Source organism: Fictibacillus nanhaiensis (assembly GCF_023715445.1).
GTDB classification, from domain to species: Bacteria; Bacillota; Bacilli; order Bacillales; family Fictibacillaceae; genus Fictibacillus; species Fictibacillus nanhaiensis_D.
Genome location: NZ_JAMBOD010000001.1, coordinates 218,305 through 232,884 on the forward strand (window position 1 = coordinate 218,305; position 14,580 = coordinate 232,884).

Annotated in this window: 15 protein-coding genes and 1 riboswitch; of the genes, 12 read left to right on the forward strand and 3 right to left on the reverse strand. The window is 36.6% G+C overall.

The window, feature by feature from the left end:
* The first annotated feature begins 64 nt into the window (after positions 1–64).
* From M3196_RS01155 to M3196_RS01175, 5 genes are all read left to right on the forward strand, one after another.
* Positions 65–526: a tripartite tricarboxylate transporter TctB family protein gene (locus M3196_RS01155; RefSeq protein WP_251320428.1), complete on the forward strand. Its 462-nt coding sequence runs from the start codon at positions 65–67 to the stop codon at positions 524–526.
* 11 nt (positions 527–537) lie between these two features.
* Positions 538–2,064 carry a tripartite tricarboxylate transporter permease gene (locus M3196_RS01160; RefSeq protein WP_251320429.1) on the forward strand — a complete coding sequence of 509 codons (1,527 nt, stop codon included), beginning with the start codon at positions 538–540 and terminating at the stop codon, positions 2,062–2,064.
* A gap of 63 nt (positions 2,065–2,127) precedes the next feature.
* Complete coding sequence (locus M3196_RS01165) at positions 2,128–3,699, forward strand: ATP-binding protein (protein ID WP_251320430.1); 1,572 nt, start codon at positions 2,128–2,130, stop codon at positions 3,697–3,699.
* 14 nt (positions 3,700–3,713) lie between these two features.
* Positions 3,714–4,403, forward strand: coding sequence for a response regulator (locus tag M3196_RS01170; protein WP_251320431.1), 690 nt, complete (start codon positions 3,714–3,716; stop codon positions 4,401–4,403).
* Positions 4,404–4,527: 124 nt separating this feature from the next.
* The gene (locus M3196_RS01175; protein WP_251320432.1) at positions 4,528–5,247 is read left to right on the forward strand and encodes a YebC/PmpR family DNA-binding transcriptional regulator; all 720 of its coding nucleotides are present in this window, start codon (positions 4,528–4,530) and stop codon (positions 5,245–5,247) included.
* Positions 5,248–5,308: 61 nt separating this feature from the next.
* Here M3196_RS01175 and M3196_RS01180 read toward each other — a convergent pair whose 3' ends face one another.
* Positions 5,309–5,713 (reverse strand): disulfide oxidoreductase, encoded by a 405-nt coding sequence (locus M3196_RS01180; protein WP_251321692.1) that lies wholly within the window; start codon positions 5,711–5,713, stop codon positions 5,309–5,311.
* Positions 5,706–6,431, reverse strand: coding sequence for a DsbA family protein (locus M3196_RS01185; RefSeq protein WP_251320433.1), 726 nt, complete (start codon positions 6,429–6,431; stop codon positions 5,706–5,708). Before M3196_RS01185 ends, M3196_RS01180 begins: the two co-directional genes overlap by 8 nt.
* Positions 6,432–6,668: 237 nt before the next feature.
* On the opposite strand from M3196_RS01185, the gene M3196_RS01190 reads away from it, so the two are divergent.
* The 7 genes from M3196_RS01190 to M3196_RS01220 all read left to right on the forward strand — a co-directional run bounded on the left by M3196_RS01190 (position 6,669) and on the right by M3196_RS01220 (position 13,338).
* The gene (locus tag M3196_RS01190) at positions 6,669–7,841 is read left to right on the forward strand and encodes a processed acidic surface protein (protein ID WP_251320434.1); all 1,173 of its coding nucleotides are present in this window, start codon (positions 6,669–6,671) and stop codon (positions 7,839–7,841) included.
* A 3-nt stretch (positions 7,842–7,844) separates the two neighbouring features.
* The gene (locus M3196_RS01195) at positions 7,845–8,486 is read left to right on the forward strand and encodes a class D sortase (protein WP_251320435.1); all 642 of its coding nucleotides are present in this window, start codon (positions 7,845–7,847) and stop codon (positions 8,484–8,486) included.
* Between the two features lie 217 nt (positions 8,487–8,703).
* Positions 8,704–9,420 (forward strand): GDSL-type esterase/lipase family protein, encoded by a 717-nt coding sequence (locus M3196_RS01200; RefSeq protein WP_251320436.1) that lies wholly within the window; start codon positions 8,704–8,706, stop codon positions 9,418–9,420.
* A 40-nt stretch (positions 9,421–9,460) separates the two neighbouring features.
* Positions 9,461–9,563, forward strand: a riboswitch (purine riboswitch).
* Positions 9,564–9,693: 130 nt separating this feature from the next.
* Positions 9,694–10,284 (forward strand): xanthine phosphoribosyltransferase, encoded by a 591-nt coding sequence (locus M3196_RS01205; RefSeq protein ID WP_251320437.1) that lies wholly within the window; start codon positions 9,694–9,696, stop codon positions 10,282–10,284.
* Positions 10,281–11,603 carry a nucleobase:cation symporter-2 family protein gene (locus M3196_RS01210; protein ID WP_251320438.1) on the forward strand — a complete coding sequence of 441 codons (1,323 nt, stop codon included), beginning with the start codon at positions 10,281–10,283 and terminating at the stop codon, positions 11,601–11,603. The genes M3196_RS01205 and M3196_RS01210 overlap by 4 nt, the downstream gene beginning before the upstream one ends.
* Positions 11,604–11,764: 161 nt before the next feature.
* Complete coding sequence (locus M3196_RS01215; RefSeq protein ID WP_251320439.1) at positions 11,765–12,217, forward strand: hypothetical protein; 453 nt, start codon at positions 11,765–11,767, stop codon at positions 12,215–12,217.
* A 41-nt stretch (positions 12,218–12,258) separates the two neighbouring features.
* Positions 12,259–13,338, forward strand: coding sequence for a tetratricopeptide repeat-containing glycosyltransferase family 2 protein (locus tag M3196_RS01220; RefSeq protein WP_251320440.1), 1,080 nt, complete (start codon positions 12,259–12,261; stop codon positions 13,336–13,338).
* 53 nt (positions 13,339–13,391) lie between these two features.
* On the opposite strand, the gene M3196_RS01225 is transcribed toward M3196_RS01220, so the two are convergent.
* Positions 13,392–14,579 (reverse strand): glycosyltransferase family protein, encoded by a 1,188-nt coding sequence (locus M3196_RS01225; protein WP_251320441.1) that lies wholly within the window; start codon positions 14,577–14,579, stop codon positions 13,392–13,394.
* Position 14,580 lies beyond the last annotated feature (1 nt).

A 14,580-nucleotide genomic window follows, 5' to 3' on the forward strand; every position in this document is an offset into this window, starting at 1 on the left:
AAATGGAGGAGTAAAACTACTTCTCCATTTTTATTAAATGCTGTGCTACAAAGGAGTTGATTTAATGCAAACAGGGAGTTTTGACCGTTATGCGAGTGTATTATTCGCTTTAATTGGAGCCACTTTTTTATTTGAAAGCAGGAATATTGCCAATAGTGCATATGGCAGTGAAGTAGGTCCGAATGTTTTTCCCTTTTTACTAGGACTTATTCTTATCCTATTAAGTGTAAAACTGTTTATTGAGTCATTCAAAACCGCTCAAAACAAAAACAATACACGTGAAAAATTAATGATGAAACGTTTTTTAATTATCCTGACTGCTAGTCTTTTATATGCTGCTTTCATAGAAACGATCGGCTATCTGATCAGTACATTCGTTTTTCTTTTGGTTTCATTTCAGGCTATGGAAAAGGGAAGCTGGATTAAAAACAGCTTGATTGCAGCTGCTTTTTCATTCTGTGTTTACTACTTATTTGTTGTCGTATTAAAAGGCTCTTTGCCAGGGCTGCCTGTATGGTTTAGTTAGGAGGAAAAGGTATGGGCGTTATGGATTTTCTAATGCAAGGTTTTCAAACAGCTATACAACCTGAAAACTTATTCTTTGCCTTTATTGGTGTTTTAATTGGAACAGCAGTCGGAGTGCTGCCTGGTATTGGTCCGATGAGCGGTGTGGCTCTGCTCATACCTGTTACCGCAACGTTAACGAGCGGAATGGAACCATCAGCAGCAGCTACGAGTTCTATTATTCTATTAGCTGGTGTGTATTATGGAGCTATGTATGGAGGTTCAACTACTTCCATACTGCTTAATACACCAGGTGAGTCTTCGTCCGTTGTAACAACACTCGACGGGTATCAAATGGCAAAACAAGGCCGTGCAGGAGCAGCGCTCTCGATTGCAGCCATCGGTTCCTTTGCAGCAGGAATTGTATCAATTATCGGATTGGCATTGCTCGCAAATCCTCTTTCTGAAATGGCATTAAAGTTCGGACCGGCAGAATATTTTTCCCTTATGCTCTTAGGCTTGGCTGCTGTTAGTGGTCTTGCAGGGGGATCAATCACAAAAGCTTGGATGATGACTGTGACAGGACTGCTTCTGGCTACGATTGGTATCGATGCCGTTTCTGGGGTCGCTCGTTTTACGTATGAGATTCCTGTGCTTTTTGGAGGTCTGGAATTTTTAACAGTCGCCGTCGGTTTGTTTGCACTAGGGGAAGTTTTCAAAACCATACTTCATAAAGAAGATGACCAAGAAAGAGTTGCGAAAGTCGGGAGAGTCATTCCTTCTAGAACAGATTTCAAAGAGAGTGCAGGACCTATTGCTCGTGGATCGATTCTTGGTTTTTTCATTGGTGTCCTGCCTGGTGCAGGAGCAACGTTAGCTTCTTTCTTTTCTTATATTGCAGAAAAGAAATTGAGCAAAAATCCAAAGAAATTTGGGAAAGGTGCAATTGCAGGAGTTGCAGCACCTGAGTCGGCTAACAACGCAGCTTCAGGCGGAGCTATGATTCCACTATTAACTCTTGGCATTCCCGGATCGGGTACAACCGCTATCCTTATGGGTGCACTTATCATGTACAATGTACAGCCTGGTCCGTTATTATTCAGTGACCATCCTGATGTAGCTTGGGGACTTATTGCGAGTATGTTTATAGGGAATTTGATGCTATTAATTTTAAACATGCCTCTCGTTAAAGTATTTGCAAAGATAATTGAAACACCTCCAAAATATCTACTGCCAATTATTATTGCTATATCTGTTTTCGGAGTTTATGCCGTTCAAGTAACAACTTTTGATCTTTATTTACTGATTGGCTTTGGATTAGCAGGCTATCTTTTAGCGAAAAACGATTATCCGCTTGCACCACTTGTACTTGGACTTGTTTTAGGACCAATGATCGAAAATAACATGAGACGCGCACTAACTACATCTAATGGAGATTTCATGGTATTTATTGAGAACCCTCTCTCAGCGATTTTTCTTGTTTGTTCTGTATTATGGATATTAGTACCTTTCTTACTCCGGTTAAAGGGAAAAAATGTTGTTATTAATGTAGAAGGATAATACAAGCATGGAAGAGAAGACTTTCTAATTTGAGAAAGTCTTTTCTATTTTCAGGGGGAAACTATGAAACTTCAAACAAAATTAATCGCCATCAGCTGCTCCCTCATCTTTCTAGTGGTAGTTCTTTTGGCCGTTCTTTTCCAAGTCATGTTCGTGGATACAATAAAGGACCAGATTGGGAAAAGAGCGCTGAGTGTTGCGAATACGGTAAGCAGCAATCCATTCGTAATAGAAGCATTCGAAAAAGAAGATCCTTCACAATGGATACAGCCTTATGCTGAGGAAATTAGGAAGAAAACAGGTGCACAGTATGTCGTTGTTGGGAATAAGGATGGAATCCGGTATTCACATCCCATTCCAAAACGCATTGGGAAAAAGATGGTAGGCGGGGATAACGAAATTGCGTTGTCGGGAGAACCTAGCATTACGGAGGCGATCGGCTCTCTTGGTCCAGCTGTTAGAGGTAAATCTCCCATAATAAACGATAATAAGGAAATCATTGGATTAGTTTCAGTTGGTTTCTTGACAACCAGTATAAATGAAATTATCTGGCCGTATAAATTAAAGATTTTACTTATTGGGATATTCACTCTTCTAATAGGGATTATTGGATCCACATTAATCGCAAAAGGAGTAAAAAGAGCAACACATGGTTTGGAACCAAAAGAGATCGGATTGTTATACAAAGAAAAAAGTGCTATTCTTGAAGCCATTAGAGAAGGTGTAATTGCCATTAACCGTGACGGTGATATAACCATGGTTAATCATACCGCTCTGGAAATGCTTGAAATGGATACAGCGAATTTAATAGGAACGAATATTTTAAAAACCATACCAAACTCAAGATTAATAGACGTCATTTCAACAGGCAAGAGTGAGTTTGATGAGCAAATGAAACTCGGAAAAAGCAACGTTGTAGCAAATAGAGTTCCTATAATGGATTACAACGGCAATGTATTGGGTGCAGTTGCAACTTTCAGGAACAAAAACGAACTGTATAGACTAAATGAAGAATTAGCACAAGTAAAAGGATACAGTGAAGGGCTTCGGGCACAGACTCATGAATTCTCAAATAAATTGTATTTAATTTCCGGATTAATTCAGTTGGGCTCTTATCAGGAAGCTCTCGATGTAATAACAAAAGAATCAAATGTACAAAGGAACTTTACTCAGTTTATTATGAAACAAATTTCTGACCCCTATATTGGAGGTTTGTTAATCGGTAAATTCAATCGTTCAAAAGAGCTTAAAGTCACTTTTCTAATTGATCCCGCCAGTACATTTAAAGATATTCCTGAAACAGCAGACAGACAATTACTTATAACCATAATCGGAAATCTAGTAGATAATGCAATGGAAGCTGCTGTTAAAAAAAATGGCTATGAAAGTGAAGTTAAGATTTGTCTATCAGATACAGGAAAACAGCTTTTAATAGAAGTTGAAGATAATGGGGAAGGAATTCCGTTCTCTATCGCTAATAAGTTATACCAAAAGGGATACTCGACAAAAGGGAAAGACCGCGGCTATGGTTTATATTTAATTAAACAGTCAGTGGAACAGTTAAATGGTGAACTTTTCTATGAAAGAACAAAATCAAATACTACCCTTTTCACAGTTATTATCCCGAAAGAATAGAGGTATACAACATCATGCGTTCCTGGGAAGTATTTATTGTTGAAGATGACATTCGAATTGCCGAGATCAACCGAAAATTCATTGAAAAGGTTGATGGTTTTTCAGTTTGCGGCATTGCTCTTAATGAAGAAGAAGCTAAAGAACAAATAACCATACTTAAACCTGATTTGGTTATTTTAGATATCTATTTTCCTGATATGAATGGTTTGGACCTATTAAGGTGGATACGGAGTGAATTTCGTGGAATCGAAGTAATTATGGTGACCGCAGCAACAGAAGTTGAAACTTTAAAAAATGCATTAGATGATGGTATTTTTGATTACATCGTAAAACCCGTTATCTTTCAAAGATTCAAAGAGACTTTACTTAATTTTAATGAATATAAGTTATCTATTCAGCAACTAGCTGCTTCTAGTGAAGTAAACCAAAACATAATTGATTCCATATTAAAAAGAGAAAAAACAGAGAGTGAAACAACATATCTGCCAAAAGGTATTGACCGTATTACTTTAGAAAAAGTCATATCTATTCTGACCAAAAACAATATTGGTTACACAGCAGAAGACCTCGGGCAGCTGATCGGAGCAAGCCGTACAACCGCGAGAAGATATTTAGAATACTTAGTCTCTGAAGAAAAAGTATCAGCAGATATCACGTATGGAGGTGTCGGCAGACCAGAAAGAATTTATAGATATCGAATTTAAATGAAATCAAAGCAATCTCCTTTAAGCAGAGATTGCTTTTTATTTAGTTATAAAATTCGTAACACCGAATACGTTTCATGTATAATAACGGTTATAGATTCAAAGTTGAAAGAGAGTGAAAAGAATGGGTCGAAAGTGGAATAACATTAAAGAGAAAAAGGCATCAAAAGACGCAAATACAAGTCGTATTTATGCTAAATTCGGACGCGAGATTTATGTAGCTGCAAAACAGGGTGAACCTGATCCAGAATCAAATCAGTCTTTAAAAGTAGTACTTGAACGTGCAAAAACATATAGTGTACCGAAGACAATCATTGACCGTGCTATTGAAAAAGCAAAAGGCGGCTCAGAAGAAAACTATGACGAGCTTCGCTATGAAGGGTTCGGACCAAGTGGTTCTATGGTAATCGTTGATACGCTAACCAATAATGTTAACCGAACGGTAGCAGAAGTCCGTTCAGCATTTAATAAAAACGGAGGGAACATGGGAGTCTCTGGCGCAGTTGCTTATATGTTTGATGCAACAGCAGTGATCGGACTTGAAGGTAAAACTGCTGATGAAGTACTTGAATTATTGATGGAAGCTGATTTAGATGTACGTGATGTCATTGAAGAAGACGAAACGGTTATTGTTTATGCAGAACCAGATCAATTTCATGCTGTCCAAGAGGCATTTAAAAATGCTGGCGTAACTGAATTTACGGTAGCAGAGCTTACGATGCTTGCCCAAAATGAAATGACACTACCTGTAGATGCACAAGTACAATTTGAAAAGCTTATCGATGCATTAGAGGATCTTGAAGATGTTCAGCAAGTCTATCACAATGTTGATTTAGGCGAGTAATAAGAAGCAGACCATGAAGAAAAATGGTCTGCTTTTTCTATACAAAAAAAGAAGCAACCTTTTAATTTGGTTGCTTCCTGATCAATAACATGCACATTGTAATGATAACAAAAGCTATGAATGAGAGCAGCGGGATCGTAATAAAACCAAGCCAGTTAATATATTCTCCAGAACATGGCACCCCTGAAGCACACATTTCAAAAGCTTTCAGTGCAGGAATTTTTTGAAGAGCATAGTGATAACCAGAAATAATAATCCCGAGAATAGAAATCGGCAGCACGTAGCGAGTGATTTTATCATCTTGGTGGTAAAAGGCAATCCCTAAGAGAATGATCATCGGATACATAAGGATACGCTGATACCAGCATAAGGTACACGGAATAAATTGCAGCACTTCACTAAAATACAGACTTCCCAAAGATGCAGCTATTGCAGATAACCAGGCAAACAATAAAGGTTTACTTATCACCTTTATTCTCCTTTGCAGCTTCCTCAACCATTTTTTGCAGATCACCGAATGTATTTCCTTCAAATTTTTTCCCGTTAACAAAAAGTGTAGGTGTGCCAGTGACTCCTAAGTCATTCACAAGAGCCTCGTCGGTTTCAACTGCTTTTTCACTTGCATTAGCTTTATATTTACCGCTTACCTTTTTAACGTTTTCATCACTCGTTACTTCTTTTAATGTATCTTCTAAGAACTTCTCAGTAAAGACATCTTTACGCTCTTGACTTTGATCCTCAGGCTGCTTTTCATAAAGCAGTTTATGAAACTTCCAAAACGTATCGTTTCCTATTTCTTTATAAACCGTTTCACCATATAGGGCTGATCTTTCTGAATCAACACTTATAAATGGATAGTTTAAAAAATAAAACTTAACTTTACCAGTCTGAATAAGTTCCTGATCGATCAGAGGAAAGAAAGATTCGTTAAAGTCTTTGCAGATCGGACATTTATAATCGCCGAACTCTATAATACTGACAGGTGCATCGTCTTCCCCTAAATAGGGCTGATTCTTATAGGAAAGCTCACTTTGACCGGAATCTTTATTGAAGTTGCCCGTTAACATGAATACAGCAAGTCCAATAGTAACTATTCCTATTATCAAAAAAAGCCAAACATGTGAAGAGCTAGTTTTTTTCTTAGTCATTTTTATGTTCGTATTTTTCTTTTTTTGTTTACCCATTGTTCACCTCAAAGATTTTATATTCACTAAATTAAAAGAAGTTACTTATATCCTATACAAGATATCATTTTTTTACAATGAAGAAATCGTGAACAAATATAATTATTTGAAGGTAAATTAAAAAAGGTACATTTATCTAACTCATATAGATATTGGGAAATAAAACCTGTATTCAAAACAAAATTTCGGAAGTATAATTTTCTAGAAATTATACTATTTTACCTTTGGGGGTCAGGGATGAAACACTTAATCACATTGCTATTAGCTCTTAGTCTAAGCTTAGGAATTTTACCAGTTTCAGCTTTAGCTATCGAGCCAAATGATCAAGAATTTGAAGCATACTTAGAAGAGATCGGCTGGGAAAAACAAGATTTTATCGATTTTATTGAAAGTAAAGAATGGTACTTAGAAGATTTTAATTCTGTGGATGAACTTGGCGTACCTCTTTCTGAAGAGGGCGTACAATCTGTTTTAAAGAAATTTGATTTAAGCCGAGAAGAATTAAACGAATTACTCATTGAATGGGGTGACATTGAAGAAGGACAAGATGTTCTAGACAGTCCTTACTTCGTATTTAATGAAGATCTTCAATCATCTGTTGATTTTTATTTAAACGGGTGGGTAGGAACACCAATTGATGATGAAAATCTTCAGCAGCTTCTTGAAGAGTATGGCCTCGAATCAGTAGAAGCACTAGAAGAATTATTAAAGAAAAATGATGATTCAATTGAAAATTATGAGTACATTGAAGATCTTCAATGGGCTGTTGATTTTTATATTAATGGTGATGATTATATTGAAGATGAATTTGCAGATCTTTTTACTGAAATTGATCTAACTGATGAAGAGATGGAAAAGCTTTTTGCACATTTTGAAACATTAAATTGGGAAGATCCAGCTTTTCTTGACAGTATGATGCAGTTAGGCGAGAGAATGATGGCTTTTGAAGAGTTTGAAACAGCTGATGAACTATCTGCTGAACAGATTGCGGAGATGCTTGCTATTTTTACAGAAATGAAACAGCTCTTGCAAATTGAAACAAAATATTACCTTGTTGTTGATGGTGTGAAGCAGCCCGTTTCATTAGAAACATTAATGACAATGGACTCAACAAACGGCAATGACTTAGTTATGGAGATCTATAACACAAACGGAGAATTGCTTGCTGATCTACGATTAACAGCAGAAATGTTTGGATCTGAACTTATTCAAGAAACAGGAAAAGACATCCAAGAAGCAGAGAAAATTGTTACTGAATTACCAACAGCAGCTAAACCGCCAGTAAAAACAATCAAAGGCGGAGAACTTCCAAAAACAGCAACTAATCACGTCGGTAATACTCTCGCTGGTGCAGTAATTGCAGTAGTTGGAATGCTTTTATACAGACGTTTCCGAGTAAAAGGCATCTAGATAATGAAAAATACAGAAAACAAAAGAAGCAAATTTCGGTTCATTCTTCTTACATTCTCTGTTGTATTTATCTTATTTGGAATATGGTTTAGCACCACAAATGCCTATAAGTTTGTTAAAGGCTATCTAATTTTTAAAACTGAGCAGGTAAAATCAGATGATTATCAATCTAAACCTGCTATTAATGAAAAGAATCTAGAAAGAATGAATGAGGTTTTGTACCCTGTTCGTCCTAAAGCAGGTGAAAATATAGGAGAACTTATCATCCCTAAGTTAGGGGCATCACTTCCTATTTTTCATGGAACTGACGAAGAAGAGTTGAAAAAAGGGGTAGGACACTATTCAAAAAGCGTTTTGCCTGGTGAAAATGACAATTCCGTATTATCCGGGCACAGGGACACCGTGTTTCGTAAACTCGGAGAAGTTGGGAAAGGTGACTTATTAGTAGTTGAAACAGAAGCAGGAACGTTTACGTACAAAGTAAAAAACGTCCGGATCGTCGACCAAAATGACAGAACCGTGATTGTACCAAAACCCCGTGCAACTCTAACTGTATCAACGTGTTACCCGTTTGACTTTATAGGTTCATCACCAGAGAGGTATATCCTGGTTGCAAACTTAGTATCTAAACAGTTGAACCAATAAGTTGAACCAAAAATTTTTTACAGCTGAAGAAAATTCTTCAGCTGTTTTTTTATTCTACCTGTGATTGTTGTGAAGGTGAACCTTTCTTGCAAAGGTTCTTTTTTGTTTTAAATCCACGTAAAAAAGGTATGATTACAAAATAGTGTTAGGATGGTCAAAAAAATTTACCCGTCTGAAGCATACTTAGAATATCAACAAGAAAGTCGGTGGAAGATCCTTGAAGAAGACCTCTGTCATTTTTGTGGTTTGTTTAAGTGTATTATTAGTTGGTGCTCTATTAGTTAAATCCTTTAGTAAAGATGAAACGGAAGTAACAGCACTCGGAGATTCATTAGCATACGGTTTAGGAGATATAAACGATAATGGCTATATCGGTGATGTACAAGATAGATATGAAAATGAAACAGGAAAAAGACTCGTAGTAAATGATTATGGTGTGCCAAACGACACGAGCACTAACTTACTTAAAAGATTAAAGAATAAAGAAATCGTTGAAACAGCAAAAAACTCTGATTTTATCCTAATTAATATTGGAACGAATGACTTTATTAAAAGTACAGATCGTTTTACCAAGTTTGATAAGGAAGAGCTGCAAACAAATCAAGAAATTTATAAAGACAATTTAGAACAAATTATTAAAAAGGTCCAGGAAAAGAATCCATCCAAAACCATTTATATTTTAGGTATTTATAATCCAAAGGTAAAACATAGCGATATGAATACAGTAAATAAAGCTGTAGTAGAGTGGAATCAGGCAACCATTCAAGTTACGAAAGATCATGAAAACGCAGCTTTTATCCATACAAATGACCTATTTATTCATAAAAACAAAAATGACTTTTTCGCAGATAATCTGCATCCTAATGAAAAGGGATATGCGCTCATAGGAAAGAGAGTGTTTGACACAATCAAAAAGCATTCTAATTTTAAATAGACAAATAAAGGGTTCCCTTTTATATATGTTTGCCGTATAATTTGGTTTAACTTCATAAGCTCGTATAATCGCAGGGATAGGGCCTGCAAGTTTCTACCAAGCCCCCGTAAATGGGTTTGACTACGAGTGACGCAAACATTTCCAACATTCTTTTTTCAAAGGGTGGATTGGGTTGTTTTTATTCCGTTTATATACCGGAGGATTGCTTCACTCATATTGAGAGAAGCGTCCTCCGTTTTTTTGTTTTTCATATTTGACAAAGAGGTGGAACCCATGAATTTTTTAGAAAAGAAAATATGTGAAGAGGGAGTTATATTATCTCCAACTGTGTTAAAGGTTGATTCCTTTTTAAACCATCAGATTGACCCTTTGTTCATGCAACAAATCGGGTGTGAGATTGCGAACCGTTATAAAACGGAAAAGATAACAAAAATTTTAACAATTGAATCTTCTGGGATAGCTCCAGCTGTTTTTGCTGGTCTGGAATTGGACGTTCCAGTTGTGTTCGCACGTAAAAAGAAATCGTTAACGTTAACAGACGGTCTGCTCACTTCAAAAGTTTATTCTTTCACGAAACAAGTTGAAAATGAGATTTCAGCTGCAAGCAAGTTCCTTCAAGCGGGTGAAAGAGTATTAATCATTGATGATTTCTTAGCTCATGGAGAAGCGGCTCTCGGACTTGCTGAGCTAGTAAACAAAGCAGGAGCACATATCTGCGGGTTCGGTATTGTGATTGAGAAGTCATTCCAGGATGGACGACAAAAGCTTATAGATAAAGGCTACAGGGTCGAATCTATCGCAAGAATCAGCGAGATGAGCCCTGAAGGTATCACATTTCTAAAAAGTGAGGTATTGTCATCATGAAAAAAGGAAAAGTGTTTTCACTTGGAATACAGCATGTTCTCGCTATGTATGCCGGTGCAATTATTGTTCCGCTCATTGTAGGCGGTGCACTTAAACTGTCACCAGAACAGCTTTCTTATTTAGTTGCGATCGATCTATTAACATGTGGTCTAGCAACACTTCTGCAGGTCTGGAATAACCGCTTCTTTGGAGTTGGGTTGCCTGTTGTTCTGGGCTGTACATTTACAGCAGTAGGACCTATGATTGCAATCGGCGGACAATATGGGATGGGTGCAATCTACGGGGCAATCATTGCAGCAGGACTGTTCGTCGTACTGTTTGCCGGTGCATTCGGTAAGATTCTTAAACTGTTTCCGCCAATCGTAACAGGTTCCGTCGTAACAATTATCGGGATCACATTAATTCCAGTCGCTATCAAAGACATGGCAGGCGGAGCCGGGAGTCAAAACTTTGGATCACCTCAAAATCTTCTTCTTTCCTTTGGGGTTCTAGGGTTCATCCTGCTGCTTTACCGGTTTTCAAAAGGATTTATTCGTGCTGTGTCTATTCTAATCGGCTTGATCGGCGGTACTATTGTCGCCGCTGCTATCGGCTTAGTAGATTTTGCTCCGGTAATGGAAGCATCATGGGTGCACATGCCTAAACCATTCTATTTTGGAGTACCTACATTTGAAATCAGCGCAATTATAACAATGATCCTTGTTGCGATCGTAAGTTTAATAGAATCTACAGGTGTATTTATGGCGCTCGGTAAGATTTGTGATCGGGATTTAACACCAAAGGACTTAACTAAAGGCTACCGAGGGGAAGGTCTTGCCATAATCCTTGGTGGAATATTTAACGCTTTTCCATATACAACCTATTCGCAGAATGTCGGACTCGTCCAGTTATCTGGTGTAAAAACAAAACAAGTGATCTATGTTGCAGGCGGAATGCTCGTGTTTTTAGGTTTTATACCAAAGGTCGCTGCACTGACAACACTTATTCCAACACCAGTAATGGGTGGTGCAATGGTTGCTATGTTTGGAATGGTATTTGCCTCCGGAATTAAAATGCTGAGTGAAGTAAACCTTGCTAAGCAAGAAAACCTACTGATCATCGCTTGTTCTGTAGGCATGGGGTTAGGGGTAACAGTGGAACCAGAACTGTTCAGCAAGCTTCCAGCAAGTGTTCAAATTCTAACAGAGAACGGCATTGTATCAGGCAGCTTAATGGCCATTGTACTGAATCTGCTGTTTAACGCAAGAACTAAAAAAATTACAGTTCCTCAAATTCAAAAAAGCAGTAGAGAAACTGTAAACTCACAACAAACCGTATAAATTGTGATTAAACGTTCCTATTAAAGGGACGTTTTTTTATTTAATCAACACGATGAGCGAATGTAATAATCCTTGTACTCTACAAATTTTTACGACACAATTTTTTATTAATCTCATATGTTAATAATGTAAACAAGCTCAATGATTTAGGAAGTGAATAAGTGGTTAGTAAGAAAAATAAGAAAGAGAAGAAAGCAGAAATCAAAAGAAATTATAATCCAACTGGTAATTACATTCCGACCGGTGGCTACGAGCCAACTGGAGACTATCAATTGTATGACGTTTATGTTCCCACGGGGGATTATATGCCAACCGGAGCATATGTGCCAACTGAAAATAATGAACAAGACGGCTATTATGTACCAACCGGGGATTATGTATATACGGGCGGTTATATACCTACAGGGGACTATGAGTATTATGGGATATATGTGCCAACCGGAGATAATATATCTCGTGTAGAAGACGAATCATCCGAAATTCCTAGAAACGTTTCATTAGAAGATTTATTCGAAGAAACTAATATCAAACCAGCATTTGTTTTAAAGGGTAATCCTAAACTTAGCCTGCCAAAGAATTATGTTTTGCCTCAAATAATTCTAGTCTCACAATGACTCTTACACGTATTGATTAATATTTGAAAGGAGTATCGTGCTTGATCACCATAAGTTTATGTATGATTGTAAAAAATGAAGAGAATTCCATCGCTAGATGCTTAACTTCAATACACGACTTAATGGATGAGATAATAATAGTGGATACAGGTTCTGTTGATCAAACTAAGGAAATAGCTAGTCAATTTACGGATAAAATATATGATTATAAATGGGTGGATAATTTTAGTGCTGCCCGTAATTACTCTTTTGAATTAGCTACAAAACAGTATACAATGTGGCTGGATGCTGACGATGTTGTAGATGAACAAAACAGGAAGCTGTTAAAGCAGCTAAAAACAAGTCTAAATCCATCAATTAATTCTGTTTTAATGAACTATTTAGTGAATCGGGATAAATTTGATTATCCTTCATTCATAATCAAAAGAAATAGATTAGTTAAATCCAGGTGTAAGTTTAAATGGAGTGGTGCTGTTCATGAATATTTAGAAGTAAATGGTCCTGTGTTGCATAGTAATATTAATATTCATCATTTAAAAAACCGAACTGACAACACTAAACGAAATCTATTAATTTATGAGAAACAATTAGAAAAGGGAGAAGCATTTTCGCCTAGAGATCTCTTTTACTATGCAAATGAACTTTGCCGTCATAAAAATTTTCATAAGGCTATTTTCTACTACACCTTATTTCTAAACAACAAAGAAGGATGGAAGGAAGATAAAATTATCTCTTGTGGAAAACTGGCCGATTGTTATCATCATTTAGGTGAGGAAAAAAAAGAAATAGCCACGCTCTATAAATCATTTGACTATGATAATCCTCGTGCAGACCTTTGCTGTAGACTGGGGAACTTATACATGGAAAAAAATCAGATGAATAAGGCTATCTATTGGTACGAATATGCTTCTAAGCTTAGTTGGGATAAAAGTTGTATGGGATTTTACCATGTACCCTCATGGACTTGGCTTCCACATTTAAAACTATCGGTTTGTTACTACAAAATGGGGGATTTTACAAAGGCTTATAAACATAATGAAATTGCTTTAAAATATTCCCCTCATGATCCAGGAATAATTAATAATCAAAATCTGCTTAAAATGAAAATAAAGAAATTGTAGTTAACATCGTTTTATACTCAAATAAAAAGAACAGACCGTATAATGGTCTGTTCTTACTTTTTACTAATTTTTATAATTTGTCCTGCATAAATTCTATCTGACGTAAACTTATTAATCTTCATTATCTTTTTCAAAGGGATTTCATACTTTACTGATATCTGACCCAATGTATCTCCCAGATTTACATAATGAAGATTGTATTTTTTCTCAAGTACATCTGTGTAATTAATCAGCTCTCCTTTACCCTCTGAAGCTGATTGAGCGCTTATAATGCCTCTGTCAATCAACACATTAATCATTTCTTTCGCTCTATAATAATAGGAGTGTGGTTTTATTGCAGTCATCCCATTCCTTCTAATAATTTCTCTTTGTTTAAGGTTTTTTAAATAATATTTTATTTTTTCAATTGTTTCCTTTGGTGAGGAAGATACGATTAAGTCCCGGCCTGATACAAACTTTTCTCGAACAGCTTCTGTGTCAGATGTCAGTAAACAACCCCCTGAACCGAGCACTTCAAATGTTCTCTGAGATAATTGGTCTGTACAATTTTGCAGACCAATAACAATTTTGGATGAACTATATACTTTACGAGCTTTTTTGTAGTTAAGATATCCATGAATCCAATCAGAAGGGATAGGTACACCTAATTGATCACCTAACCTTTCCCAATGTTTCCCCCAAAAATCAACTCTAATATTTTCCTTTACTAGAGGCAATATCAAATTTTTAAATGACTCAGAACGGAAAACATCAGGATTTTTCTCTAGAAATTCAGGATAAGCATTTGCAACTACTGCAATATTTGCGCTGTATTTACTGTAGGGTTCGGTATTGTAATGAACGACTGGATGATATCCAAAATCCAGGTGTGCTGCTTTTATCCCTAATTTCTCATAAGTTTCAAACAGAGATGGAGTGACCGTAAACACAAAATCAGGCTGCATTGTAATTATTAACGGTAAAGTGAAATTTTTGGTGTGAAGCGGGTCCTCTGTAGACCAGTACACCAATGGTATATTAGCTGATCTAGCGGCATCACGTATCCAAGGTTGTTTCTCCCTTGAATGTTCTGGTGTCCAACCCATTGAGAGAATCAAATCAGGTTTATATTTAGAGATCATATCTAAAATATTCTCTTTGCTTACAGGACCTGAAATAATGACCGTGTGTCCAATCTCCTTCAAACCATTAGGTAAACCGTAAATCCACATAGGATGACTTTCAAGAAAAAGAATTTTCATA